The organism is Haloarchaeobius pelagicus (genome assembly GCF_051207375.1).
Classification (GTDB): Archaea; Halobacteriota; Halobacteria; order Halobacteriales; family Natrialbaceae; genus Haloarchaeobius.
In genome coordinates, this window is sequence record NZ_JBPJZD010000001.1 from 138,668 (window position 1) to 161,426 (window position 22,759).

Annotated in this window: 38 protein-coding genes and 1 tRNA gene; 13 read left to right on the top strand and 26 right to left on the bottom strand. The window is 58.5% G+C overall.

Annotated elements, in window-relative coordinates; genetic code table 11:
• Window positions 1–9 precede the first annotated feature (9 nt).
• Window positions 10–228 carry a hypothetical protein gene (locus ACSC1S_RS00770; protein ID WP_435362737.1) on the bottom strand — a complete coding sequence of 73 codons (219 nt, stop codon included), beginning with the start codon at window positions 226–228 and terminating at the stop codon, window positions 10–12.
• 196 nt (window positions 229–424) lie between these two features.
• Here ACSC1S_RS00770 and ACSC1S_RS00775 point away from each other — a divergent pair, with 196 nt between their 5' ends.
• The 11 genes from ACSC1S_RS00775 to ACSC1S_RS00825 all read left to right on the top strand — a co-directional run bounded on the left by ACSC1S_RS00775 (window position 425) and on the right by ACSC1S_RS00825 (window position 7,271).
• A complete protein-coding gene (locus tag ACSC1S_RS00775; protein ID WP_435316917.1) occupies window positions 425–958 on the top strand; it encodes an amino acid-binding protein in 534 nt (177 codons plus the stop codon).
• On the top strand, window positions 955–1,902 hold the full coding sequence (locus ACSC1S_RS00780) for a homoserine dehydrogenase (RefSeq protein WP_435362738.1): 948 nt from the start codon (window positions 955–957) through the stop codon (window positions 1,900–1,902). Before ACSC1S_RS00775 ends, ACSC1S_RS00780 begins: the two co-directional genes overlap by 4 nt.
• Before the next feature lie 133 nt (window positions 1,903–2,035).
• Window positions 2,036–3,301 carry a translation elongation factor EF-1 subunit alpha gene (gene tuf, locus ACSC1S_RS00785; RefSeq protein ID WP_435362739.1) on the top strand — a complete coding sequence of 422 codons (1,266 nt, stop codon included), beginning with the start codon at window positions 2,036–2,038 and terminating at the stop codon, window positions 3,299–3,301.
• Between the two features lie 3 nt (window positions 3,302–3,304).
• Complete coding sequence (gene rpsJ / locus ACSC1S_RS00790) at window positions 3,305–3,613, top strand: 30S ribosomal protein S10 (protein ID WP_435316919.1); 309 nt, start codon at window positions 3,305–3,307, stop codon at window positions 3,611–3,613.
• Between the two features lie 128 nt (window positions 3,614–3,741).
• Window positions 3,742–4,389: a rhomboid family intramembrane serine protease gene (locus tag ACSC1S_RS00795; RefSeq protein ID WP_435362740.1), complete on the top strand. Its 648-nt coding sequence runs from the start codon at window positions 3,742–3,744 to the stop codon at window positions 4,387–4,389.
• A 34-nt stretch (window positions 4,390–4,423) separates the two neighbouring features.
• A tRNA-Ala gene (locus ACSC1S_RS00800) sits at window positions 4,424–4,495 on the top strand.
• A gap of 179 nt (window positions 4,496–4,674) precedes the next feature.
• Window positions 4,675–4,899: a hypothetical protein gene (locus ACSC1S_RS00805; protein ID WP_435362741.1), complete on the top strand. Its 225-nt coding sequence runs from the start codon at window positions 4,675–4,677 to the stop codon at window positions 4,897–4,899.
• Window positions 4,899–5,276 (top strand): hypothetical protein, encoded by a 378-nt coding sequence (locus tag ACSC1S_RS00810; protein WP_435362742.1) that lies wholly within the window; start codon window positions 4,899–4,901, stop codon window positions 5,274–5,276. The genes ACSC1S_RS00805 and ACSC1S_RS00810 overlap by 1 nt, the downstream gene beginning before the upstream one ends.
• A complete protein-coding gene (locus ACSC1S_RS00815; RefSeq protein WP_435362743.1) occupies window positions 5,270–5,563 on the top strand; it encodes a hypothetical protein in 294 nt (97 codons plus the stop codon). Before ACSC1S_RS00810 ends, ACSC1S_RS00815 begins: the two co-directional genes overlap by 7 nt.
• A 210-nt stretch (window positions 5,564–5,773) precedes the next feature.
• Entirely contained in the window at window positions 5,774–6,427 is a 654-nt protein-coding gene (locus tag ACSC1S_RS00820) for a hypothetical protein (protein ID WP_435362744.1), read from the top strand.
• A 112-nt stretch (window positions 6,428–6,539) separates the two neighbouring features.
• Window positions 6,540–7,271: a hypothetical protein gene (locus tag ACSC1S_RS00825; protein ID WP_435362745.1), complete on the top strand. Its 732-nt coding sequence runs from the start codon at window positions 6,540–6,542 to the stop codon at window positions 7,269–7,271.
• A 45-nt stretch (window positions 7,272–7,316) separates the two neighbouring features.
• Here ACSC1S_RS00825 and ACSC1S_RS00830 read toward each other — a convergent pair whose 3' ends face one another.
• From ACSC1S_RS00830 to ACSC1S_RS00920, 19 genes are all read right to left on the bottom strand, one after another.
• On the bottom strand, window positions 7,317–7,478 hold the full coding sequence (locus ACSC1S_RS00830; protein WP_435362746.1) for a hypothetical protein: 162 nt from the start codon (window positions 7,476–7,478) through the stop codon (window positions 7,317–7,319).
• Between the two features lie 112 nt (window positions 7,479–7,590).
• On the bottom strand, window positions 7,591–8,202 hold the full coding sequence (locus ACSC1S_RS00835; RefSeq protein WP_435362747.1) for a hypothetical protein: 612 nt from the start codon (window positions 8,200–8,202) through the stop codon (window positions 7,591–7,593).
• 1 nt (window position 8,203) lies between these two features.
• Window positions 8,204–8,656 (bottom strand): hypothetical protein, encoded by a 453-nt coding sequence (locus ACSC1S_RS00840; protein WP_435362748.1) that lies wholly within the window; start codon window positions 8,654–8,656, stop codon window positions 8,204–8,206.
• Between the two features lie 8 nt (window positions 8,657–8,664).
• Window positions 8,665–9,132: a hypothetical protein gene (locus ACSC1S_RS00845; protein ID WP_435362749.1), complete on the bottom strand. Its 468-nt coding sequence runs from the start codon at window positions 9,130–9,132 to the stop codon at window positions 8,665–8,667.
• Window positions 9,129–9,353: a hypothetical protein gene (locus ACSC1S_RS00850; protein ID WP_435362750.1), complete on the bottom strand. Its 225-nt coding sequence runs from the start codon at window positions 9,351–9,353 to the stop codon at window positions 9,129–9,131. Before ACSC1S_RS00850 ends, ACSC1S_RS00845 begins: the two co-directional genes overlap by 4 nt.
• Window positions 9,350–10,030: a hypothetical protein gene (locus ACSC1S_RS00855; protein ID WP_435362751.1), complete on the bottom strand. Its 681-nt coding sequence runs from the start codon at window positions 10,028–10,030 to the stop codon at window positions 9,350–9,352. The genes ACSC1S_RS00850 and ACSC1S_RS00855 overlap by 4 nt, the downstream gene beginning before the upstream one ends.
• On the bottom strand, window positions 10,023–10,502 hold the full coding sequence (locus ACSC1S_RS00860; protein ID WP_435362752.1) for a hypothetical protein: 480 nt from the start codon (window positions 10,500–10,502) through the stop codon (window positions 10,023–10,025). Before ACSC1S_RS00860 ends, ACSC1S_RS00855 begins: the two co-directional genes overlap by 8 nt.
• Window positions 10,502–10,708 (bottom strand): hypothetical protein, encoded by a 207-nt coding sequence (locus ACSC1S_RS00865; protein WP_435318473.1) that lies wholly within the window; start codon window positions 10,706–10,708, stop codon window positions 10,502–10,504. Before ACSC1S_RS00865 ends, ACSC1S_RS00860 begins: the two co-directional genes overlap by 1 nt.
• A gap of 4 nt (window positions 10,709–10,712) precedes the next feature.
• Window positions 10,713–11,435 (bottom strand): hypothetical protein, encoded by a 723-nt coding sequence (locus ACSC1S_RS00870; protein ID WP_435362753.1) that lies wholly within the window; start codon window positions 11,433–11,435, stop codon window positions 10,713–10,715.
• The gene (locus tag ACSC1S_RS00875) at window positions 11,435–11,929 is read right to left on the bottom strand and encodes a hypothetical protein (protein WP_435362754.1); all 495 of its coding nucleotides are present in this window, start codon (window positions 11,927–11,929) and stop codon (window positions 11,435–11,437) included. Before ACSC1S_RS00875 ends, ACSC1S_RS00870 begins: the two co-directional genes overlap by 1 nt.
• A 3-nt stretch (window positions 11,930–11,932) precedes the next feature.
• Complete coding sequence (locus tag ACSC1S_RS00880; RefSeq protein ID WP_435362755.1) at window positions 11,933–12,217, bottom strand: hypothetical protein; 285 nt, start codon at window positions 12,215–12,217, stop codon at window positions 11,933–11,935.
• Between the two features lie 107 nt (window positions 12,218–12,324).
• A complete protein-coding gene (locus tag ACSC1S_RS00885) occupies window positions 12,325–12,951 on the bottom strand; it encodes a GlsB/YeaQ/YmgE family stress response membrane protein (protein WP_435362756.1) in 627 nt (208 codons plus the stop codon).
• A 190-nt stretch (window positions 12,952–13,141) separates the two neighbouring features.
• Window positions 13,142–13,918 carry a DEAD/DEAH box helicase family protein gene (locus tag ACSC1S_RS00890; protein WP_435362757.1) on the bottom strand — a complete coding sequence of 259 codons (777 nt, stop codon included), beginning with the start codon at window positions 13,916–13,918 and terminating at the stop codon, window positions 13,142–13,144.
• Complete coding sequence (locus ACSC1S_RS00895; RefSeq protein WP_435362758.1) at window positions 13,915–14,499, bottom strand: hypothetical protein; 585 nt, start codon at window positions 14,497–14,499, stop codon at window positions 13,915–13,917. Before ACSC1S_RS00895 ends, ACSC1S_RS00890 begins: the two co-directional genes overlap by 4 nt.
• Window positions 14,496–15,008 carry a hypothetical protein gene (locus ACSC1S_RS00900; protein WP_435362759.1) on the bottom strand — a complete coding sequence of 171 codons (513 nt, stop codon included), beginning with the start codon at window positions 15,006–15,008 and terminating at the stop codon, window positions 14,496–14,498. The genes ACSC1S_RS00895 and ACSC1S_RS00900 overlap by 4 nt, the downstream gene beginning before the upstream one ends.
• Window positions 15,005–15,637: a hypothetical protein gene (locus ACSC1S_RS00905; protein WP_435362760.1), complete on the bottom strand. Its 633-nt coding sequence runs from the start codon at window positions 15,635–15,637 to the stop codon at window positions 15,005–15,007. Before ACSC1S_RS00905 ends, ACSC1S_RS00900 begins: the two co-directional genes overlap by 4 nt.
• The gene (locus ACSC1S_RS00910) at window positions 15,630–16,388 is read right to left on the bottom strand and encodes a hypothetical protein (RefSeq protein ID WP_435362761.1); all 759 of its coding nucleotides are present in this window, start codon (window positions 16,386–16,388) and stop codon (window positions 15,630–15,632) included. Before ACSC1S_RS00910 ends, ACSC1S_RS00905 begins: the two co-directional genes overlap by 8 nt.
• 3 nt (window positions 16,389–16,391) lie before the next feature.
• A complete protein-coding gene (locus tag ACSC1S_RS00915; RefSeq protein ID WP_435362762.1) occupies window positions 16,392–16,517 on the bottom strand; it encodes a hypothetical protein in 126 nt (41 codons plus the stop codon).
• A complete protein-coding gene (locus tag ACSC1S_RS00920) occupies window positions 16,501–16,719 on the bottom strand; it encodes a hypothetical protein (protein WP_435362763.1) in 219 nt (72 codons plus the stop codon). Before ACSC1S_RS00920 ends, ACSC1S_RS00915 begins: the two co-directional genes overlap by 17 nt.
• Before the next feature lie 735 nt (window positions 16,720–17,454).
• Here ACSC1S_RS00920 and ACSC1S_RS00925 point away from each other — a divergent pair.
• Window positions 17,455–17,913, top strand: a complete 459-nt coding sequence (locus ACSC1S_RS00925; RefSeq protein ID WP_435362764.1) for a ribonuclease H family protein — start codon at window positions 17,455–17,457, stop codon at window positions 17,911–17,913.
• 12 nt (window positions 17,914–17,925) lie between these two features.
• Here ACSC1S_RS00925 and ACSC1S_RS00930 read toward each other — a convergent pair whose 3' ends face one another.
• On the bottom strand, window positions 17,926–18,468 hold the full coding sequence (locus tag ACSC1S_RS00930; RefSeq protein ID WP_435362765.1) for a hypothetical protein: 543 nt from the start codon (window positions 18,466–18,468) through the stop codon (window positions 17,926–17,928).
• Window positions 18,469–18,652: 184 nt separating this feature from the next.
• Here ACSC1S_RS00930 and ACSC1S_RS00935 point away from each other — a divergent pair, with 184 nt between their 5' ends.
• On the top strand, window positions 18,653–19,258 hold the full coding sequence (locus ACSC1S_RS00935) for a tyrosine-type recombinase/integrase (protein ID WP_435362766.1): 606 nt from the start codon (window positions 18,653–18,655) through the stop codon (window positions 19,256–19,258).
• On the opposite strand, the gene ACSC1S_RS00940 is transcribed toward ACSC1S_RS00935, so the two are convergent.
• From ACSC1S_RS00940 to ACSC1S_RS00960, 5 genes are all read right to left on the bottom strand, one after another.
• A complete protein-coding gene (locus tag ACSC1S_RS00940; protein ID WP_435362767.1) occupies window positions 19,255–19,986 on the bottom strand; it encodes a hypothetical protein in 732 nt (243 codons plus the stop codon). The genes ACSC1S_RS00935 and ACSC1S_RS00940 overlap by 4 nt on opposite strands.
• Window positions 19,980–20,762 carry a hypothetical protein gene (locus tag ACSC1S_RS00945; protein WP_435362768.1) on the bottom strand — a complete coding sequence of 261 codons (783 nt, stop codon included), beginning with the start codon at window positions 20,760–20,762 and terminating at the stop codon, window positions 19,980–19,982. The genes ACSC1S_RS00940 and ACSC1S_RS00945 overlap by 7 nt, the downstream gene beginning before the upstream one ends.
• 91 nt (window positions 20,763–20,853) lie before the next feature.
• The gene (locus ACSC1S_RS00950; RefSeq protein WP_435362769.1) at window positions 20,854–21,888 is read right to left on the bottom strand and encodes a hypothetical protein; all 1,035 of its coding nucleotides are present in this window, start codon (window positions 21,886–21,888) and stop codon (window positions 20,854–20,856) included.
• 89 nt (window positions 21,889–21,977) lie between these two features.
• Complete coding sequence (locus ACSC1S_RS00955; RefSeq protein WP_492766630.1) at window positions 21,978–22,277, bottom strand: hypothetical protein; 300 nt, start codon at window positions 22,275–22,277, stop codon at window positions 21,978–21,980.
• A 31-nt stretch (window positions 22,278–22,308) separates the two neighbouring features.
• Window positions 22,309–22,620, bottom strand: a complete 312-nt coding sequence (locus tag ACSC1S_RS00960) for a MarR family transcriptional regulator (protein ID WP_492766631.1) — start codon at window positions 22,618–22,620, stop codon at window positions 22,309–22,311.
• Window positions 22,621–22,759: the final 139 nt, after the last annotated feature.

Below are 22,759 nucleotides of genomic sequence, written 5' to 3' on the forward strand. Positions count from 1 at the left end.
GTTTTACCCTCAGAACGGCAGGTAGCGGTCGTACAGGTCGTCGATACGGTCGTTGATATCCGTGCCGTCCTGTGACCCCCACGGGTAGCGCGAGAAGTAGAACCCGCAGGCGGCGAGGATGGCGAGCGTCGAGGCCAGCTGTGGCGCGACGTAGCTTCCGACGAACAGGATGGCGAACGCGAGCACGCCCGCCACGAGGACGTCGAACAGTTGCCGTGCGATGGACATACCGAAGGGTTCGGTCGGGCGGCAAAGAAGTCACCGAAGGTGAAACCAGTCACCGATGGCGAAACGAGTCGCCCGATGCGAAAGTACTCACCGAAGGAGAGGAGAGTTTTGCGAGTGGCTGAAGGCTTATATCGCTCAGGCAGGTCAGACCTACGTATGGACCGACGACGCGCCGTGTTCTTCGCGGGTGATTTCGATGGCGACTGACGTCTCCGAGACGCGGCGAGCGTACACAGTCCGGCTGGAACTCGTCGACGAGCCGGGCGAACTGTTGCGCGCGCTGCGTCCCATCGCGGACAACGGAGGGAACCTCCTCTCTATCTTCCACGAACGGGGGAACCTCACACCGCGGGGGAACATCCCGGTCGAGGTCGACCTGGAGTGTACGCCGAGTCGTTTCGACGACGTCGTCAACGGGCTCAGGGACGCGGGTGTGACCATCATCCAGGCGGGTGCCGACCAGTACGCCGAACAGGTGAGCGTCCTGCTCGTCGGGCACCTCGTCGAGACGGACCTCTCGGACACCCTGGAGACCATCGAGGAGTGCAGTGGGGCTTCGGTGACCGACTTCGCGCTCGACGCGCCGGCAGGTACCGACGACGTTTCGAGCGCACGCGCACAGCTCGCGGTCGAGCCGGGTCAGACCGAGGAGGCGCTCTCGGTCGTCCGGAAGGTCGCCGAGCGCAAGGACCTGCGTGTCGTCGAACCGCTCGTGGAGGGTGAGGCATGAAGGTCGCCATCCTCGGTGCGGGCGCGGTCGGCCGGTCGGTCGCGCGGCTCGCGGGCGAGCACGGGCACACGGTGACCGGGCTCGCGGACTCGAGCTCCGGCGTGTCGAACCCCGACGGCATCGACGTCGACGCGATCCTCAGCCGGAAGTCGGCGCGGGGCCACGTCGGGTCTGCCGACCCGGACGTGGTGCTCGACGGCGAGTACGACGTGCTCGTCGAGGCGACGCCGACCACGCTCGGTGACGCCGAACCAGCCTTCTCGCACGTGCGCACCGCGCTGGAGCGCGACAGGCACGTCGTGCTGGCGAACAAGGGGCCGGTCGCGGAGCGCTACGCGGACGTGCAGGCGCTCGAAGCCGAGAGCGACGGCGAGGTGCTGTTCGAGGCGACCGTCGCCGGCGCTATCCCGGTGCTGGGCACGGTCGCGGACTACGGCCCGTCGCAGGTCACCGCGGTGCGGGGCGTCCTCAACGGGACGGCGAACTTCATCCTCTCGCGGATGGCCGCCGAAGGGCTGGACTACGAGCACGTCCTCGCGGAGGCACAGGACCTCGGCGTCGCCGAGGCCGACCCCGCCTTCGACGTCGAGGGGACCGACGCCGCGCTCAAATGCGTCATCCTCTCGAACGTGCTCGCGGAAGGTGAGATCGAGTACACGCTCGCGGACGCGGACGTGGAGGGCATCGTCGACATCCCCCCGAGCGCGCTCCAGCTCGCCCAGTCCGACGGCCAGACCGTCCGCCTCGTCGGCGAGGCGACCCCGTCCGGCATCCGTGTCGGCCCGCGACTCGTCCCGACGGACAGCCCGCTTGCGGTGACCGGGACGGAGAACATCGTCCAGCTCGAGACGACCCACGCGGGCACCCTCGCGCTCCGGGGGCGCGGGGCAGGTGGTGACCCCACTGCGAGCGCGGTGCTGGCGGACATCGCACGCCTCTCCTGAGGCCCCCTTTGGTGTGCGTTCGCACGCCAAACCGCAAGACGGCGTGGGGCTGTCGTGAGGCCCGTATCGAAATGGTTTTAACTGTTTCTGCCGAAAGATTCCCACACAGCGCCTCTGCGCGTGAGATACAACAATGAGCGACAAACCGCACCAGAACCTGGCCGTCATCGGCCACGTCGACCACGGTAAGAGCACACTGGTCGGGCGACTCCTCTTCGAAACGGGGAGCGTGCCCGAGCACGTCATCGATCAGTACCGAGAAGAAGCAGAAGAGAAGGGCAAGGGTGGCTTCGAGTTCGCCTACGTCATGGACAACCTCGCCGAGGAGCGCGAGCGCGGTGTAACCATCGACATCGCCCACCAGGAGTTCGACACGGACTCGTACTACTTCACCATCGTCGACTGTCCGGGTCACCGTGACTTCGTGAAGAACATGATCACGGGCGCGTCCCAGGCAGACAACGCCGTCCTCGTCGTCGCCGCAGACGACGGTGTCGCACCCCAGACCCGAGAGCACGTCTTCCTGGCCCGCACGCTGGGTATCGACGAGCTCATCATCGGCGTCAACAAGATGGACGTCGTCGACTACGACGAGGCCAAGTACAAGGAGGTCAAGGCCGAGGTCCAGAAGCTCCTCAAGCAGGTTAACTTCCGCTCCGAGGACGCGACCTTCATCCCGATCTCCGCGTTCGAAGGCGACAACATCGCCGAGCGCTCCGACAACACCTCCTGGTACGATGGCGACATCCTCCTCGAGGCCCTCAACAACCTCCCGGAGCCCCAGGAGCCGACCGACGCGCCCCTGCGCCTCCCGATCCAGGACGTCTACACCATCTCCGGCATCGGTACGGTCCCGGTCGGCCGTGTCGAGACGGGTATGCTCAACATCGGCGAGAACGTCTCGTTCCAGCCGTCTGACGTCGGTGGCGAGGTCAAGACCATCGAGATGCACCACGAGGAAGTCCCGGAGGCTGGCCCCGGTGACAACGTCGGGTTCAACGTCCGTGGCATCGGCAAGGACGACATCCGCCGCGGTGACGTCTGTGGCCCCGCCGACGACCCGCCGACGGTCGCCGAGACCTTCACGGCCCAGATCGTCGTCATGCAGCACCCGTCCGTGATCACGGCCGGTTACACGCCGGTCTTCCACGCCCACACGGCACAGGTCGCCTGTACCATCGAATCCATCGACAAGAAGATGGACCCGTCCTCGGGCGAGGTCGCCGAGGAGAACCCGGACTTCATCCAGTCCGGCGACTCCGCGGTCGTCACCGTCCGTCCCCAGAAGCCGCTCAGCATCGAGCCCGCCGGCGAGATCCCGGAGCTCGGTTCCTTCGCAGTCCGCGACATGGGTCAGACCATCGCGGCTGGCAAGGTCATGAGCGTCAACGAGAAGTAAACAATGCAGCAGGCACGCGTCAGGCTCGCGGGAACGAGCCCCGACGACCTCGACAACATCTGTGACGACGTTCGCGAAATCGCGAGCAAAACGGGTGTGAACCTGTCGGGTCCCATCCCGCTGCCGACCAAGACGCTCGAAATCCCGACCCGCAAGTCCCCCGACGGAGAGGGTACTGCGACGTGGGAACACTGGGAGATGCGCGTCCACAAGCGTCTCATCGACCTCGACGCTGACGAACGCGCACTTCGCCAGCTCATGCGGATCCAGGTCCCGAACGACGTCAGCATCGAGATCGTCCTCGAGGACTGACCCGAGGGCCCGACGACGGCTCCGCCGTCGCTCTCTCGCGCAGTTCCGTCGTCCGCCACCTCGGCCGCGAATTTTACTCTCTTTCATGACACCCGAATGTTTAGTAGCGACAGCGCCCGAGTACACGTATGTCCCGCCGCTCCGGGAGCCCCACCCTCGAGACGTTCGCCCTCTTCGCGGTCGTCTTCGCCTTCCAGGCCGTCGTGAGCCTCTTCCAGGCGCTCGTCGGCTTCGCGGGCGTCTACGACTTCCTGTTCGTCCTCCACTCGCCACTCAGCCGACCCTGGACGGTCGTCACGAGCGTGTACGCCCACGCGGGCCTGCTGCACCTCCTCTCGAACGCCATCGCACTCGCCCTCGTCGGCTTCGCCCTCGAACGCAAGACCACCCGATTCCGCTACCACACCTTCTTCGTCGTCACCGGTGCGTTCGCAGGGCTCGCACAGGTCCTCACGAGCGGTTTCGTCGCCGCCGTCGGTCTCGGCCGGCCCACCGCCGTCCTCGGCGCGAGCGGTGCCGTCTTCGCCCTCTACGGCTACGTGCTCGGCGGCAACCGCCTCACCGACGGCCTGCTGTCGCGCTTCGACCTCCCCGAGTGGGCCGAACTCGCCGGCTTCGTCCTCGTCGCCGCCCTCGTCACCTGGGCCACCGGCTCCCCCGGCGTCGCCCTCATCGCCCACTTCACCGGCTTCCTCCTCGGCGTCGCCGCCGGCCGACTGCGCCTCCTCGCCACGTCACACCAACCCACGTACGGCTCCCGAAAGGAAAGCTACTAATACGCCGCGGGGGCAAGCTTTGGTTGCGTTCCGCGGGCTCGTAGATCAGGGGTAGATCGCTTCCTTCGCAAGGAAGAGGCCTCGGGTTCAAATCCCGACGAGTCCACTGTCTTCTGACACTTCGTCGAACTATCCGCTAACCACTGGTTTCGTCCGGTCAACGCGGAATCCTGCATCCGGTACCGGACCGGAAAGAACGGCCGAAAAAATCGAAGGACCTCGGAAAGGAAATCGAGGTCGCCGCAGTCCTGCGATAAAATCGAGTGAAATCGGGGGTGAAGCGGCGTGAGCTTCTACCGACTAACCTACCAGGTCGGTGAGGGATACCCGCAGACCGACTACTGCCACGGTTCCGACCTCGATGTCCGCGACAGCGGTGTCCTCCACTACACAACCACCAGCGGACGCTCCGGTACCCTCTCACCCGGCGCAGAGTGGGCGTTGACAGAACTCGAAGGACAACCCCCAACGCTCGAAGACAGCGCCGACGTCGAGGAGGTGGTCGCCTGATGCCGACCGTTCTCGACTTCGAGAGCGAACGCGACGGCGCGACGACCAGCTGGGAACGCGCCGATCCCGAGGCCGCGCTCATCGAGCGGTTCAGCCACTTCGGCTATCGCGTCTGCCTTCCTGGAGGCAGCCACCACATGGTGGCAATCGCCTGCGACGGCGACGAGTACGTCGGGCGGTGCGACTGTCGCGGCTTCGAGTACCAGACTGGCCCCTGTGCCCACCTCTGCACGATTCGAAAGGCCGAGTTCATCGACGCCGAGACGATCGACGAGGAGTCTGTGGCCATCGAGTCAGTCACCGAGGAGACGGTTCGTCTGGACCCCGACGACCGTGCAGAGCGGGCGCGGGCCGACGGAGGTGTGCGGCGATGGTGACGGACACTCACGCTGAGTCTGCCGACGATGCCGAAATTGGTGACCAGTTGCCCAAGAAGAAATGCGACTGGAAGGCCGACTACGGTGGCCGCCCCTGTACGAACGACGCTGTAAAAGCGAATTTCGCACGGGTGAGTCACAGAGTCAACGACCACGGCGTCCATATCTCGACAAAGGTGCGTGTCGTCTGGGTCTGCGACGAACATGCTGGCCACTACGAGTCTGTCCCCGACCTCGAAGCCGATGTTAAGGCCAGACCGTCTCGGTGGGGTGAGTCTGATGACTGACGCCAACCCTGAGTCTGTCACTCGACAATCCCGACGGCAGACTCGCCCAGATTCCGCACGCCCGCCCCGCGTGAAGCCCCTCGCTCATAACAGCACGGGGGGGCGTGTAGCTAAACTGTGTTTCGCCGCCCCGTCTGCGTATTACGCGAACTCGTTCCGTGTAGATTCGCCCGCTTCACTTGCAGCGGTGGTTGCAGGGGGTGACTGCTGATGCCGCGGATGGGCAAACACGGTTACACCTCGTCTGGTTCAACCCAGCTCTCTGCGAAGATCGGCGAAGACCTGAAAGAAGACTTCCGCGACACCTGCAAGGAGAACGGCGAGACGATGACCGATGTCGTCGAGAGCCTCCTTGCGGGTTACGTCGCCGATCACGGGAACGCTCCCGTCTCCGACGAGAACCTCCCCGAAGACGGCAGGCTCAGAGACGGCTACCAGCGGCTTCGAGAGGTGTCCGACCCTGACACCGGCCGCATCGACACCGACGAAGCACTGTCGACCGTTGCTGAAGCTGTAGGCATCAAGAAGGGAGCAGTCCGCCGTACGGTCATCAAGCCACTCGACCGCCGCGGCCTGCTTCAACCGAAGTGGGGGACCATCGTTGTGAAGGATCCCGGTGAAATCTCCGAAGAACCCGCTGATAGGGATATCACCTCCAAACTGCTGAAGCACAACTCTCAGGACGATGGGCAATGCATCGGACATCATCCCAACCAAGCCGGGACGACCTGTCTGAAGTGTGGGGTCAGTCTCGGAGACGGGTATCAAACCGTCAGATGTGACTGCGGAACCGTGCTAAATTCAGAGAGCGAGACGTGTCCGAATTGCCGAATTGTTACCGAAGAAATCGTTGCTGACGACTAAGCACGGCTCCTTTGCCAGAGCAATAACGAATTTTTTAGATTGGGAAGGGGAGGATAATTGACGAGCATTTCAGAGGCTGGTTTTATTTTATTCCCACCATTTGGAATTCCTAATGGCGATATCAGACGGTCAAATCGCGATGGGGATTCTTCAACTTGTTGGGCTGTCTCTTCCTGTTTTCGGGATATTGACCCAGACCTACTTTCGCATGACAGAAAATCAGCCGACATTCTCAATCGGTCTCGTTCTCTCTACCGGTGGTCTGTTTTTGCTGATGGGCGCAATCTCAAGCGCGGCTTATCTATGGAGTCTAACAACTTCGACGTTGATTACTATATCTTTACAATTCATTTCAATGGGGCTGCTATTTATTGGAGTGTTGCTGTGGTTCATCTATTCTTCTTCAAAGGAAGAGCATCGGGCTCTTCTAAATACAGCTAAAAATCTCCAAGGAATCGTCAAGGAATTAATTCAGGAAATGGAAAAACGAGATGTCGAGACCGTTGCTGAACTTCGAGAGACTGATTTTGAGGTTCCTGAAGATGTGCAAGATGACCTGACTCTAGATGAATTGAAGAACGTTCGAGAAGATGCTGAAGGCCTTGATGATGATATTGAAACTATTGAAAGAGCTACTTCTCTAACAAAGCTCAAGGAAGATTTTATTTCAAGCCCTCGTGAATTTTTAACCAGCCCTGACCTGATAACGTTTGTTTCACTGATGTCGATCTACCTTCTGGTGTTGACTTTTGTCCCAGATTTACTTGGGAACCCCCTAAGTTTCCCCGGGGCGATACTGATTGGTTGGTTTGGTCCATCAATCATAAGGCGAATCTGGGATTGAAAGGCCTAGTTCGATTTTCCACTCTCTGTATTTACTGGCTTAGCACTACTGTTCCTGGCACTTCTCCGAATCTTTAGGTGGCCGGTACGGGAGTTTGGCAACGATGTGCCGTCCGAATCCACGCAGGCGTTCCATGGCAAACCCGAAGGGGACGAACAGGCCCGCGACGAACGCGAGTAAGAGCGTCGGGTTGGCCACCTCGGTCATGGCGACCACCCGCCCATCGAGCGGCGATGGCCGTCGGGAGAGTGGTGTCGGAGGTCGCGCTTGGAGAATCCGAGGCCTTCGACTTGGACGGTCACCTCGTTGCTTTTGACCATCAGTAGAACACCTCAACTTCGTCCCAGTAGCCGGGGTCGCCGTACCCGTTGACATCGAGTGAGGTGCTGGTGAGATAGCTGGTCGGTTGTCCGATGCCAACCCCGCCGCCCGTCTCGAATGACGGGTTCGGGTCTGCGATGTCTGAGGCCCCGGCAGACCAAGTTCCGTCACCCGCACTGTCGACTTCGAACCGGACGTTGAGCGTCCCGCTGTCTTGCCAGTAGGTGATTCGGAAGTGCTGCCAGACCGCGTCAGAGAGACTCGCATTGATCTGGCTGCCATCGACCTTCGTGGGCGTCCCGTTCTCGACTTTCATCAGCCCGAAGCCGTCACTGCCGTAGTCCTGAACCCTCGCGTAGTAGTAGTTCGAGGCGTCCTGTAGGCGGAAGGCGATGCCGTACCCTGAGCCGTCAATAACCTGAACAGGATACATCCAGTACTGGACTCGGCCCTCGGTTGGGGAGTCGGTCTTCGATTGCTTGTTGGCCGCAATCGCGTTGTAGCCGCTACTGCTCTCAGCCTTGTAGCTGAACGACCCGTTCTGGGCCTGTTCGTTACTTGCTCCTTGATACTCTGCGCCAGATTCTTTCGACCAATCGGTTAGTGCCATGTCACTGTTCGAATCCCTCGCTCACCCGGAGGGTGGGGAAGTCAATGCCGATGCTTTCGAAGTCGTCCGTCGACTGCTGGCCCACAGCGTCGTTTTCGGCGTAACAGGCGTACTCGCCGGGACTGTCGATAATCAGCGACTCACTGAACGAGCCGTCCACTGCAGTGGTCCCACTCGATGTGACAACCACGGTCCCGTCGGAATTCTCTGCTTTCACCGAGTACGGGGCCGACGATTGGGCAGCTCCAGTGTCATCGGTCGCGGTCCCGTTGACCGTCGTTGACCCGCCTGCTTCGATGATAGTCTCGGTGACGCTGATGGAGAAATCTCCCATGACGAAAATCGGCTCCTCGAAGCCCTCTGTCGCGCGACTCCGACCAGGGTCGAAGCCGATACTCTCGAAGGTTTCGAACGACTTCGAGACTACCGAAGCGCCGTCAGGAAGAGTCGGCATGGGTTACGCTACCCCCACGCCTCGAACTGCACGGTCGCGTCCGACCCGGCCGACGGATCGCGACGAACCCACATCTTCGAGGTCTCCGCCGGCACACCGATGATGGGCGACTCGCTCGTCGAGTACGGCACGCCGATGTTCTCGCTCTTCGATGGGTCGGCGAACGCCACCTCGATGTCTGCGTTCGACACCCGGAGGTCGATGCTCGACGAGACGAACCCGAACTCGATGGGCTCCGACCACTCCTGGTCGGCCGTCTCGGAGCCCGTCGCGTAGGTGGCGGTCTTCTCGGTGTCGCCGTACTCGTCGTTGGCCTGGTCGAGCGCATCGATCAGGTCCTGGTCGCGCTGCTCCAGTAGCAGCGCCATGAGCAGGCGGTCGGTGTCCGATTGGACGATGTCCGATGCCCACGAGTTCGCGCCGAGGCCGTACTCACCGAGGAGCTGCTCGACCTGTCCGTTCGGGCCGGGCGTCACGAGTCATCACCTCGGCTCTCCAGGCGCTTGAGTTTGTGAATTACGCCCTCGTAGTGTGGTGCTCCCTTCCCGGTGAGCAGGCGCTTGTTCGCTTTCGAGCGCTTCTCGTTCTCGTCGACACTGTTCTTCATCGACCGGAGGTAGCCAGCGCCCGCGACGGCTGCAGAGGCCGTAATCATCGCGCAGGCCGTCACGACGTAGGTGAACAGGAGACTGCTCATGCGAGCGATGCACCTCCGGTCGCGTAGGCTTCGCCGCCCTTCACGATCTCGTCCTTGAACAGGAGCACGAGGGCGAGGAGACCAGCGGGAATCATCCACCACTGGAACCAGTCTCCGATGACGTTCTGGCCGACTTCGGTGTAGGTGTCGGTCAGGCCGCCGAGAAGGTAGCTCGCGCCGTCGATACCGGCGTCGACCACATCCTCCCCGGCGTTCAGTGCCTCGTCACCGATTCCACCGCCCGGAGTGTCGTCGAACTGGCGGTGCCAAGCCTCGTCACTCGTGCCTGCAGCCGCGTCGAGCACGGCTGCCTGTCCCTGGTAGATCTGTCCGGCAGCCTCGTTGAGACCACCGGCGAGATTGTCGAGTACGCCAGCGATGTCACCGCTTCCTGCGGCGTGTGCAGCCCGTCCAAAGGCTTCGTCGGTCGACCCTGCCACGGCGTCAGCTACACCCGCGAGGTCGCCGCGCATGGCCGCGGAGGTCGCTTGCCCGGTCGCCTCGTCGAGACCACCGGCGAGGTTGTCCGCGACTCCGGCCACGTCTCCACGAGAGGCCGCGCTTGCTGCTCGGCCGACCGCTTCGTCGGTGGACCCGGCCAGTGCGTCGGCCTGTCCTGCAGCGCCCTGATAGGCTTGCTCTGCGGCGTGCTGGAGGCCGCCGAAGAAGTCACCCATTCAGACCACCTCCGACGACGAACACGAGCGCGATGACCGCGAGAGCGCCCACGAGCAGGTTGTCGACCGGCAGACCGTCGAACATCGGGGCCGCTGGCGCGGGGGCCTGCGGCGTCGTGTCGGTTACGGCAGCTCCGCTCCCGATGTCTTCCTTCTCGCGGGTCGAGCCGAACGCGCGGCCGCCGGTCGCGTCTTCGAGGGCCTGCTCGGTCTTTTTGACCGTCGACGTCGACGAGTCTGACGATATCGACGTGACCTGAAACGAGTCCTCGCGTTCGACCCCTTCGGTTGAGTTGAACCCGCCGTTCGCCCCGCCGGAGCCCATGCCGGTCAGCACCTCTTCGGCACGGGCGGTCGACTTGTCGAGACGAACCTCGAGGTCTGCGCTGCCGGTCTCGTCCTTGAGTTCGCCTTCCTTGTCGCGGAGACGGGTGCCCGTCCGGGCCGACCCGTCCGAGTCCATCACAACCATCACGCCACCTCCAGGTAGAGCGTGACGAGGGTGGCTCCAGCGTTGACGATGACCGCCAGCGCGAGCAGCTCCTCAAAGGTGAGCGAGAAGCCGCCGATGCGGACAGCCTCGCGGTTCGTGACGGGCTGGTCGGGAGTGTCGACACTGGTCGCGGCGCTGTAGGCGGACCCCATGCCGGTGTGTCCGTTGGATAGGCCGCCCTGCATGGCTCTAACTCAGCCCCGCGATGTCGGCCTTCACGGCGTCCTTGAGGCCGGGGATACGGCTCTCGGTCTGAGCCCGAGGCACCGACAGGAGCGCGTTCGTCGCACTCGTGCCCCGCGTGCTCTCCTCGAACTTCACGGTGTACGGAGCGTTGACCGACACCTGGACGACCCACTTGCGCGGAACGGCGTCCTGCAGTGGCGTGCGTCCGAGGTCGAACGAGAGCGGGTCCTTGGACTGGTCGCGAGTGTGCGCGATGGCCGTCGGAATCTCGAACAGCGGCTGCTTGATGGTGCTGCCGCCACCGGGTGCGACCTTCTCGAACTCGACCGATGCAGGGTTTCGCGGGATGTAGTACACGTCCAGCGTGGTGCCCGTGTTCGAACTCGTGTAGTCGAACGAGTTGTTCGCGTAGTCGACCGAGTCCGGCTGCACGGGGCTGCCGTCCTCCCAGAGAACGAGTGCCTCGGTCACTGGCGTGTCGAGGAGGTCGTTCGCGAGGTTGAACGTCTCCGTGTTGTCGGCCGTGCCGTCGACGGTGAAGCTCTCGTAGGCGGGAACCGCGAGGTCCATCTCTCGGTCCTCGCGGAGTCGAATCGGTCGGGGAGCCGCGTAGGTGGCGACGACGGACTTCTCGCCGGTCGTGTTCGCCGAGAACGACCAGTCACGGAGCGAGATGTAGCCCGGCCGCCAGGGGGCGTTGTCGAGTTGCTTCTGAACTCCCGACATCACTCGATGTCCACCTCTTCGACGGCGTCGGGCTCGATGTACACCTCGCTGTTCGCGTGGTCGATCTGCGCCGAGGAGTCGAGCAGGAGGTAGGCCTTGTCGATGTCGCGGATCTCCAGGCGGCCACTCTTGAGCTCGATCTTGACCGAGTCGACGTTCTCACGGTTCTGCTGCTCCTGAATCGTCTTCTTCCGGAACGAGCTGATGTTCGAGAGCGGAATCGAGACGACCTGCAGGCTGTCGTCCGTCGGGGACTCGTAGCCGATAGCGACCTGCGTGTCCAGCGGGAGCGGATTGTCCCCACTGTCGCGCAGGTCCGCGTAGATCGGGAAGCCCTTGCGCTTCTGACCCACGTCGACCGCGTTCTTGATGATGAGTCCGACACCGTCGTCGGGCTGTATCTCCATGACCGGCGTGAGCTGGCCCGTGACGTTCGTGTCCGTGGTCACGTAGTCCGAAGTCGTGCCTTCGGCGGCGTAGAGGGACTCTCCCATCGTTTACGCCCCCATGCTGGTGACCTTGTTCTTGAGACCGAACCGCTGTGCGAGCACGTCGAGCGTGTAGACGCCCGAGCCAACCGAGACCATGCGGCGGTCCATCTTCTCACCGGCGAAGATACCGGCGAGACCATACGCTTCGTTCGGGATGTCCCAGGGCGTGACGCCCTCGGCGACGTTGGCGAGTGCCATCGGGCCGACGTAGCCTGCCGCCACCTCAGCGGCGTCCATCCACGTGTCGTCGTCTGCGAGCGCGTCGAACGCGCCTCCAAAATTCATTGCCATTGCTGCAAGCCGAAATCGTGTAGTAGAAGCGATAAAACGCCGCGTGAGATTCACGTTAATTCAATGGCAATGCAAGGCAATTGGGTCCATCACGACTGAAATTGCTCTTAGCGTTCAGCAACCACCTTCTCGGAATAGGAAAACCCGTGATGCTCCCATGAATATTCAACATACGAGTCTGAAACCCCTTCGTGTAAAATCGGTTCAGTAACCCAGTCATCGTCTACCAGAAACCTCAGTGAGATTGACTCTTCTGGCGGTAGATGGTCACAATGAATATTTATCGCCCCATGATGAGCAACTTGGTGATAGGTTCTATCCTCTGATTTGATGTAATAATCTCCCCTGCTCAGTAGTGTTGTTTGTACAAATGGATAACTAGACCTTAGCAACTTCTTGTCTATATACGCTCCATCAAACGCCACCTGAGATTTCAAATCCTGTATGGGACGGTCGCTTTCTGGAGTAATCTCTATTTCTACAATATGGTGGCTTGTCTTCCATGGTTGGTCTATCTCTCTGAATTCTGCGATAGGATCCCCTGGTTCGTATGGCTTGGATTTAGATAGGCTGACATCGACGTCTGGCCTCTCAAAATCCTTGTAGGTCTCTGAAAACCAGATATTGAACCTACTTGCTTTCTGCTCGATTACTGGGCCGAAAAGCGTCACTATTGACCCACCAATCACTGCACCTATTGCGCCTAACACAATAGAGAAGATAATCTGAATCACTGTTCCTACGACTTATAGGAAACAGTATCAATCTATGGCAGAGGTGTACCTACTCCATCCCAATTTCCCATGAGATATCCCAACACCTCTGGCCGAGTTGGTTCATATCCCAGTTCATTTGCCAATTCGCCCTTTATCTCTTGGAACCGTTCTGCCTTTCCGCTCCGGAGTGTCACGTCAATACGCATAATCAGAATGGATGTTTGATTTGTTTCCGGTCACTGCCGTAGTGCCTGCTCTCCATCTCGAAATTTCTCGAATCAAGGCGCTGTGTCGACTTCCCGTCGGTGTAAATCCACTCGCTCCCGATGGTCTTCTCATCGTTGTCAAGCCACCGACGGAGCGCGAGCGGTTCCCCGTCGACGAGGAGATCGTCGGGAAGATGCGGGACTCTCGTTCGGGTTTCGAGGTGAACGTCGGCGTCGTACTCGATGGTGTCGAGTTGGTCGATGTCGTTCGTCGTCTGGAACCCGCCGAGCATCGAGGCGGTACAGCACGAGAGCACGTCCTTGTCGAGTTTGGCGAACCGCTGGAACATCCAGCAGACCCCGAACCCGTCGCCGTGGTAGGTCGTCGCCAGCGTCGATATCTCTTCGGGGTAACTCCCCGACTGAGGGGCGAAGCGGTGCGCCTCGTCGAGCACGAGGAACACGGAGAGGTCCATCTGTTCCAGACCGACAATCAGGTTCGCAAGGAGCTGCTGCCACTGCTCGTCGGTCATTCCGTGCCGGACGATCTGCAGCCCTGGTACACCCGTCACGAGGCCCTGCCACGTCTTCGGCGTGATGTTCTCGCTACCTCTCGGAGCGGTCATCCGCTTGAGGTAGCCGGTCTCGACGAGCCCACTGTACTCGTCCTTGTAGTCGAGCACGATGGTCACGTCGTAGTCTGCGGCGTTCTGCTCGATGTAGGAGTGACTGACGTACGTCTTGCCCCAGCCTGTCTGGGCGGCGAAGGCGAGATTCATTTGTCCTCCAGCTCCGCAGTGACTTGCTCGATGCCCTGGTTCGCCATCAGCACGCCCGAGGCGATGACGGCCTTCATCTCCTCGGCCTGCCGCGAGTTCTGGTCTTCGGTTTGGTCGGGCCACTCGACAACGATCTCCTCGAACTCGTCGAGCGTGCAGCCGTACCGAGACCGGACATAAGAGCCGGCGAGTTGGTCGGTCTCTCCCTCGGTGCCGTTCTCGCGCAGCAGGTCGGCCCAGCGTTCCTTCTGAGCTTCCCAGTCGTCGATGTCTGCCTTCTCTGCTGCCTCTCCGGCGTTTTCGAGACCGCTGACGTGTGTGACCCACCACTCGGGGAACCGTCCCTCAAGCTTCGCCTCGATGACCTGCCGAATCTGCTCTTTCCGGTCCTCCGGCGACGGGAGCATCCCGATTCGCTCCTCGTCGTCAAGGTCGGCCGCGGCCTGCAGGTCGACCACCGACGAGACGAGTTCGTTCTCGGCCCCGGAGATGATGTTGAGCACCGACTCGCCCATCCGGGAGTCGAGCATCTTCTGGGCGAGTCGTCGCTTCATACCGTCGGTCATGGCTGCGCCCATCATGCGCCGACCCCCTCCATTACGGAGTTCGAGAGTTCGGCGTCCTCGACCATCACGGAGCCACAGAACACGATGGTGAACACGAGGATGCCCTGTCCGGGGGTGAGTTCGTTGGACTGGCCGTGCTCTTCGAGCCAGTCGTCGACGAAATTGTCGAGGTCGAGCTGGCGAGCCATGTCCGCGTACTCATCCATGGCGGCCTGTCGGTCGTCGACTTCGCTTCCGTGGCGGTCCTTCGCGGCGACGGTCGCCATGCCGAGAGCGTTGCAGTATACGTCGCCGAGCGTGGTGCGGTCCGATCGCGGCGTCGACGGGGGCGAGTCGGGAGCGTCGTCTGTCTCCTCGCTTTCGCTGTTTTCGTCTGCTTCAGACTGCTCTGCATCCGCTTCAGCCACCTGTTCAGCTACGTCGTCCGGTATCTCGACGTAATCGTCATCGTCGAGGTCGGGAGCGTCGCTTTCGGCTGCTTCGGGCTGCTCTTCCGCCGGTTCTACCGCCTCGGCTTCGGTCACTGCAAACCACCTCCGGAGGTCCGGCTCATGCCACCGCCGGTCGCACCCTCCGAGTTATCGCCGTCTTGCGGTCCGCCCGTTTCGCTCATGCCCGAATCGCCGCGACGACGGAGCATCCAGAAGACGACGACCGCGAGCACTACGCCGACGACGAGAAGGGTGGTAGTCGAGAACGGAATCGGGATACCACCGCTGCTACCGTCGCTACCACCGTCTGAAGCACCGTTCTGGGTGGTGCTTTCGACGGTAGTTTCAGTGGCAGTCTCGTTTTCGCCGTCTTGCGATTCCCCCTGGTTCCACTGCTGCTCGATTTCCTCGTCGGTAGGCATAGCATCGTCGTCGGTGGTGCTACCACCGTCAGAAGCACCATCCTCAGTGGTGCTTTCGGTGGTAGTTTCGACGGTAGTCTCGTTTTCGCCGTCTTGCGATTCTTGGTGCTCGTCGGTGCTCTCCTCGGTGGTAGCGTCGTCGGTAGCGTCGCTACCTTGCTTCGCTACCACCGGTTTCAGGTCCTCCCAGACGTGCTTGCCGTCGCCTTTCGCGCTGATGTGGGTCCGGACCTGCGTGTGTGTCTTCTCGCTCGATTCTCCGAAGTCGCACCCCTCGACGGGGCAAAAGTAGTCAGTCATTGTTCCAGTCGATGTCGTCCGGCGTGAGTCGCCGGTCGCCCAGTTCCTCGAACGCGACGAGGTCGCGTCCGTACTGCTCGTGAATCTCGTTGATTGCCGCGGCCGCCTCTTTCGCCTCCGCGATGCCGATCTGGTACTGCTGCCAAAGCTTGTTCTTGACCCCGTGGACGTCGCCGGGTATCTCGGTGCTGTCGTCGAGGATGGATTCGACCTGGTCGTCGTCAAGCCCACACCCATCTTTGAGGAACTCGCAGGCTTCCTGGTCGCCGTGCTGGCAGTGGTCTCTCGCATGTTCGCACTGCCCGTCGAGTGATTCCTCGAGGTCGGCGAGTCGTTCGTCGTTCGACTTGCCTTCGTCCATGCGTTGCCCGCGTTCGTCGCGAGCGGCACGTTCCATCACCTCGCGATGTTCGTCGACTGTGAGTGTCGCGTCGTAGTAGGCGGTCCAGTCGTCGACACCGGCATCGACAGCGATACCCTTCACGGCCCTCGCGTGAGGGACCGAAGCGCGACCTTCGGTGAAGTCGATTCGGTCCTTCTCTGCTTCTGTCAGTGGCTCCTGCCCAGTCCCGTTTCGGTCCTCGCGAGAGACCGCTGAAGCGATAGCGGCCTGGTCGAGTGTGCGCTCGGGTGTGTCCGAGACGAGTGTGACCGTCTTCTTGCGTCGGTCGTCGTCTGGACAGAGGTGTTCCTCGTGTTCGTCTCGGAACGCACTGGCGTCGGCGAGCCCGCCGAATTCGAAATCCGGCACTGGTTAGATCTCCGTGATCGGGTCGTGGTCCCGTGCGAGGTGTATCTCGATACCGATGCGAGAGAAACGCCACTCGCCACAGTCCTCGCGGGGACAGTCGTGGCCGGTATCGCTACTCGGCCGGGTCATCGGTCAGCCCCATGTCGGCCTTCGCCTGTGCGAGGAACGGATCGAACTCGTCGAGCAGCTCCTCGTTGGTCTGGTTGGCCTGCTCTTGGGCGTCTGCGAGGCGCTGCACTCCATCAGCTATCGCGTGCAGGTACTCCAGAGCTGCAGTATCCTCGTCTTCTAGCGTCTCTACGTCAGTCGGGTCGGTCAGATTGTCGACCATACCCCGCGGTCGGTGGTCTCGACAGGTAAAGTGGCAAGCGTGTGCCCAGTCGTCTCCCCAGATATCTGCCCATTTTTGGTGCTTGAACCCGTTGTGAATCCTGTATGTCCGGAGCGATGAAGGCACAACGTAGGGCCGCGCAAGCGGTGAGTGATGATAGCGCAGTAACTCCGTTCGGAACCTGTTCCGCCCAGAACCGGAGCGGGTCGATCTACGCGGTTATCCCATCGGAGATTCGTGACGCGCACTGTCTTGAACAAGGGTCAAGCTTGGCGGTCGGATATCACGCCGATACGGGGACGATTCTAATTACCCCGGTAGAGGATGATGGTGATGCTCCGCGGTTGCTTGGCTGAACTACTGGTTACTTTGAGCAGGATTCAGTAAGGTGTCTTCTGGCGGGAATAAGTATAAATACTAGATTTCGCATCATGGGGCATTTGTGTCTGTTGAATTACCATTCTTCTGCCCCTTCGCCGTCTCCTGTGTTTGATATGTGTCATTATTTGGGTTGCTTGATTTCGAGCGTATAGGGGTCTATTGGGCTATGTAATATTTCTTAAGTGATTATAATCGCAACACTCTGCCGGGGTCAAATACTCAAATATATCTATCATTTGAAAGGTTTTAAGCCCCCGTAGTGCGTATTACCATATGTGATGAATGAAGAAATTACCAACTACGTTCTTGGTGAACTGACAAAGAAATACGGGTTCTCTCCTGAGGTGAAAACCGATGATGAGTGAATCCAGTGGTTCCAAATTCACCTTCAGTGACACATTTGTGAAAATCTGGTTCGACAGTTCCGTAAAGAAGCATCAATTCCCGGAGGAACGAAGTGGAGGATATGGGTTCGTAGTCGTTGAAGGTGGGACTGTAATCGATGAGCAGGCCGACAATCTTGGGCAGGGAAAGCCTGTGACGAATCACCGCTGTCAGTATGATGCGCTAATCTCGGCACTAAAATACTGCAAAAATAAATATCCGAATGCCTCGATTGAACTATTCGGCCGACAAGGCAACTATATCGAACAAATCGAGGGTCGGATAGACACCAATGATGAAGAACTTCGGTGGCGACGTGATGAGGCCCGTGAACTTCTGGATGAACTTGAGATTGAAATCCAGACTTTCTCGGATTCTGAACACGCTGAAAAAGCGAATCGAATTGCAGGGGAGGCAGCAGAAATGTAGGGAAATCTCCCTTCAGTACCCTATGAGAATCAGGTCGTATGGGGCCTCGAAACGGTGTGTAGAGTAGAGCGTATCGAGAACACTCTTGGTCTTATCGAAGGCGCGATTGTTGATCTGGTTGTTTGAGCCGTACTTGTAGACGTTAGGAACAGCGAGAACCAGCGTGTCGACCTGGACCATCACGAGCGCCTGAATCAGGTCCCGGTAGATTGCGTTCCCTTTCCACGCCCGACCTGCTTCCACCTCGAGGCCACAGCGCCATTGTGGGTGGTATCCATCGACCTCGTACTGGAGTTCAGGCTCGCCGTCTTCGCCGAATAGTACAGGTCGTTCGATGATCTCCTCGCGACCCTTCCCAGATTCCACCTCGAAGCCAACCTCCATGAGGTCGTCGCGAACCTCTTTGAGAACCTCGTTGCTTTTCAGCCCGTCGTCCAGGTTTTCTGTTCCGATAATGGACTCATGTTTTCGAAATACGGCTACTATTTTTTCTGCGAAATCAGGCGGAACCTCGGTCCGCGGATACGAGTAGTAGCGAATGTTTGAATCGCTCATGATTGTCTGCTTCTGTGACCGCTCTGAAATTCCTACTGGCTACCCGGCCTAATTTCGTGTTTATTCAGAAACGTGCAACCGAACCGACCCCATTGAGCCGAATCGCCTGAAATCCGGCATCTCACAGAACTCCCTGCCCAGCGCCGGAACACTCTAGGTTCACGAAACTCAAGAGAAGCGTGCAATGCGGTGTGAGAGAAACAAGGATGGGTCGTTCAACGTCTGGATGACCCGCGACGAGTATCACGAGTTGCCCCGAGCCGCAGACACCTTCCAGCGAGAGATCGCCATCCGACTGATGGGCGACTGCGGACTCCGCGTCGCCGAGGTGCTCGACGTCAAGCCCGAGCACATCTCCAGGAAGGCCGACGGGAAGCACTACGATCTCGAAGTTGTGAGTGGCAAGGACACCACCGGCGAGTACGCGGGCGGGAAGCATCGCGAGACGTGGCTCCCGCGCGAGCTCGAGGCGCTGGTGAATCGCTACTGCCAGCAGCACGACGTCGACGAGGACGAGCCGCTCATCGACCGTGGGAAGCGCACGGTACAGTACTGGGTCGAGCAGGCTGCCGAGGTCGCGGCCGAGGAGACGGGCGACGAGGACTACCTGCGCATCTCGACGCACGACCTGCGGCGCTGCTGGGCGAACCATCTTCTGGTCGAGGAGAATGTGAGTCCGCGAATCGTGATGGCGCTGGGGGGGTGGAGTAGTTACGATGCGATTGAGCCATATCTGGCAGCGCCTACCGAGGAGAATATTATCACAAGCATGACTCACGTATCGCTCTAACTCTTGTCGCGACCTAACAGACGAACTTGCTCCAGATTTCTCCCGCTTTCTTCATCGGTGATTATTAAATACCCTCCACCAGGTCGAACTCCTGTATTTGGAACAATTATTAGATCAATTGCAATGCTGTCTTCACCAACGGGAGCCTTACCGAGCAATTGGTTATCGTTCTTATCGAGCCTCACTAAGGAGTGAACAGATTGGATATTCCTTGCTTCCACCCCTGCCGGTAAGGTCAAATCGAAACAAAATTCGTCAACTGTTTTACCAGTCTTTATGACGAGTTCCAAGAGGTATTCGTCATTACTGTTCAATCTGCACACTTTCTCTCTTGTTTGGCCAGGAATTGTCTGCCCTGAGCTTGATCTGGCTCGGAAATCGCATCCAAGGCTGAACGGATACCTGGTGTGGAAATAGTATATTGCCGGTGAAAAAAAGATAGATAAGACCAGAAAATCCGCAACTATCCCCGGATTTGAGCCGATTGTCAGTGCAACAATTGTGGTGAACAGCGATGCTGTCCACCAATGGCTTGTGGTCTTGTAGTCCTCAACGAAGCTCGAAAGCTCATTTCCAATCTCATCCAGTCCATTTAGAACTCCGAGGGTAAGTTCGTACAGTACCAGAATGAGAATGACCCCGAGATATCCCGCAATTATCGACAATAGAGACTCAGTTTCGGATGAAAGTACCTGAACACAGGACTCTACCAGACTCTCAGTCACCATTCGGAGTCTAACGCTGGATGAACGACATCCCTCTCAAATAGCTGAAGGACGTATTCACTAGTGGCGTCATTGTCTGAATCTATTTCGAGGAGACCACGCCGATATTCGACTGACGCGGGATAATTATCATACCAGAAGTTCGCTTCTATGGTGTCGATGATTTTGTTGTACCAGTCGATATCTAAGTCCCTGACATCATCAATTTCTTCGGGAATAGGGATCTCGTTAATCACTGAAAGAAGGACATCTCTATTAACATCTTCTCTAAAATCGTCCTCCTCGAGTACACTAACTGGGTCATCACGATTGAGCAACTCGATCAGGATCACCAAATCATACGTCCCGTTGGAGTCACGGACGATGAACTTCTCAAAGGAATCTGCGTTAGCAAAAAATGACCAAAGGTCATCACGGTTCAGTGACAGAGCCTCCTCTATTTTCGCATGGTCGGAGACAAATTTGTTAATCTCTGAAATGACTTCTTTTGGTGTCGGTCTGTCAGTGATCGTCTCTAACAAAAACAGACCGGAAGCTTCTCGATAAGTGTATTCTCCGCTGTTGGTGAAATGACTATCTCCGCCGGTCGGAATATCATACTCAAACGTGCCGCTTATCTCGAGTTGTCCCTCGTAGGGGTAATTAGACACTTCCGGAAAGGAGTACACATTCCGTTCGTTAACAGATTGGATGTGGACCCTGGAGTCGGGGGAATCCAGCAGCTCCTCAGACCAATATTTATCGAGATCTTCGGACCAGCCCAGACTGTTTGTCGACATTGATTTGTAACTCCCTTCACGCGGCTCCTACCGTAATATCTCTACCGTACGACCGTATCTCTTTTGCCCAATATTTATCTATATGACGATATCAGGCCGTTTGCCCCTGACCAGAAGAATCACCTTCACTAGCAGAAGACTCGCGTTTACGTTTGTATTCGTCCTTGATATCTTGGGGGTCGAAACGCATGGTCCACCCTTCTTCTCCTGCGATATCGCCAAGCTCATCGAAGAAAGAGGGCGGAGGGTAGCGATCGTCGGAATCAAGCTTGTTCCAGTAATCGAATAAGTTTATCAATTCAGAAACGAACCGGAGGGTGACACCCATCCGTCGGAGGTCACTCATCTTACTTAGAGGACTGTCTGAGACTTTAACATGTACTTTTCCACCATGTTGTATCTCTGCTTGTACTATGTTCTGGTTTAGAAGGAAATACCCCTGTATAGAGTCAATCCGCTTTCCTGCTAATACAGGTGCTATAAGCATCAGAGATCGGATGATGTCGTCGGAGTCCTTCACGCTGACCTCCTTTCCTAAGTTGTCTTCTACTTCTCCGATCGTCTCGCTTCTGTTGAGCTCTTTGACTCTTAGGTCGGAACTCAATTGTTCGCCTTTGTATTCTTTGTATAACACCCATAGGAAAAAGTCGAAGTCAAACGTCACAGGCTTCAACTTCATGAGCCCAGAGAGATCCGCTTGGAGGTGCTCCTTTTTACTCTTTAGTAGCTGCTTGTCACCTTTAAACATCATTACTCCGCCTTCGGAGTCCCAGAAAATATCTACGTCTTGGTGGTAATCCTTGTAATAGAGTTCTTCATTCCCCTGTTCATCAAAACCAAACTCTTCAACCCAATCCTCATCTACATACCGGAGCGCGAGCAGGTCTTCCGAGTACTCTTCGAGCGCCCGAGTAAGGTCTGGTAGCTTTGACAGATGTTCTGGCAGTTCTTGTTCCTGAAATCCTGAATTAGAATTGGTTGGTGTACCTCGCTCGTAAGTTGGGAGGTTTTCAATCACGTCGTCAACGTCATCTTCTTCACCAACTATCTCTGTTTGAAATAATTCGTTAAATACGAGCCAACCGTCGTAGGAATATTGTTCTTCCACTGGAACTTCGCTTCCCATGACACGTCTCTTTCGGTGATTAGCAATAAAACCCTAGCCTGTCACGTAACAGGTAAACACTCCAAATATGATTCCGGCTGGTGAGATCACTATCCCCTCAACATTCTTTTCGGCGTCGGATACGGCTGATGCGCCGCATCGATCTCCCCATCAAGATATAGTTGCCCCCAGGTCGTAATCTCGTAGGTCCGTTCCGCCATCGGTGCAATCATGTCCGCGTGAGCAAGCATCCAGCAGCGCTCGGCTATCCTTCGTTCACTAGCATATCTGAACTCGGGCTCGTAGCTCATCGAGTGCGGGGTAGCCCACGAGGTCTCGTTTAAGTGTTCGAGGATGCGGTCGTCTATCTTCTTCATCCATTCTGCGGAGCGACGGAATCTTATGGTCATGGGGGGTGGGTTGCGGCTTTGAATGGGGGATTCAGTTTGCTTCCTCGGATGCCGATACGTCTCCGTTGCCGTTGTTTGGTACCTCGTTCAGTGCGTCTTCGCTGGTGTCGTACTCGCCTTCGAGGTACGCTTTCCCACGGTCTGTGATGACGTAAACGCCGTTCCCGACGTGGGTCAGCAGGCCGTGCTTGGCGAGTTTCTGGCACCTTTGTGCGATGTACTGGCGGGAGTAGCGGATTGGACCCTCTTCCATCATCTCTGTTGGTGAACCGTGCTCGTTCTCGTTGATGTACTCTAGAACCCTGTCGTCGACTAGGGCCATCCACTTTCCCGATTTCCTCATATCTGCTTAAGTCAGCTATTGTGGCGTACCGGGTTATTTCCAGCTGAATACTGATTCACCAACCAAGGGAATCCAACAAAGCTGTCGTAAGCTATATTTGTCGAGGGCTGTTTGGTCATCGTACGGGGCCGCCGCAGGA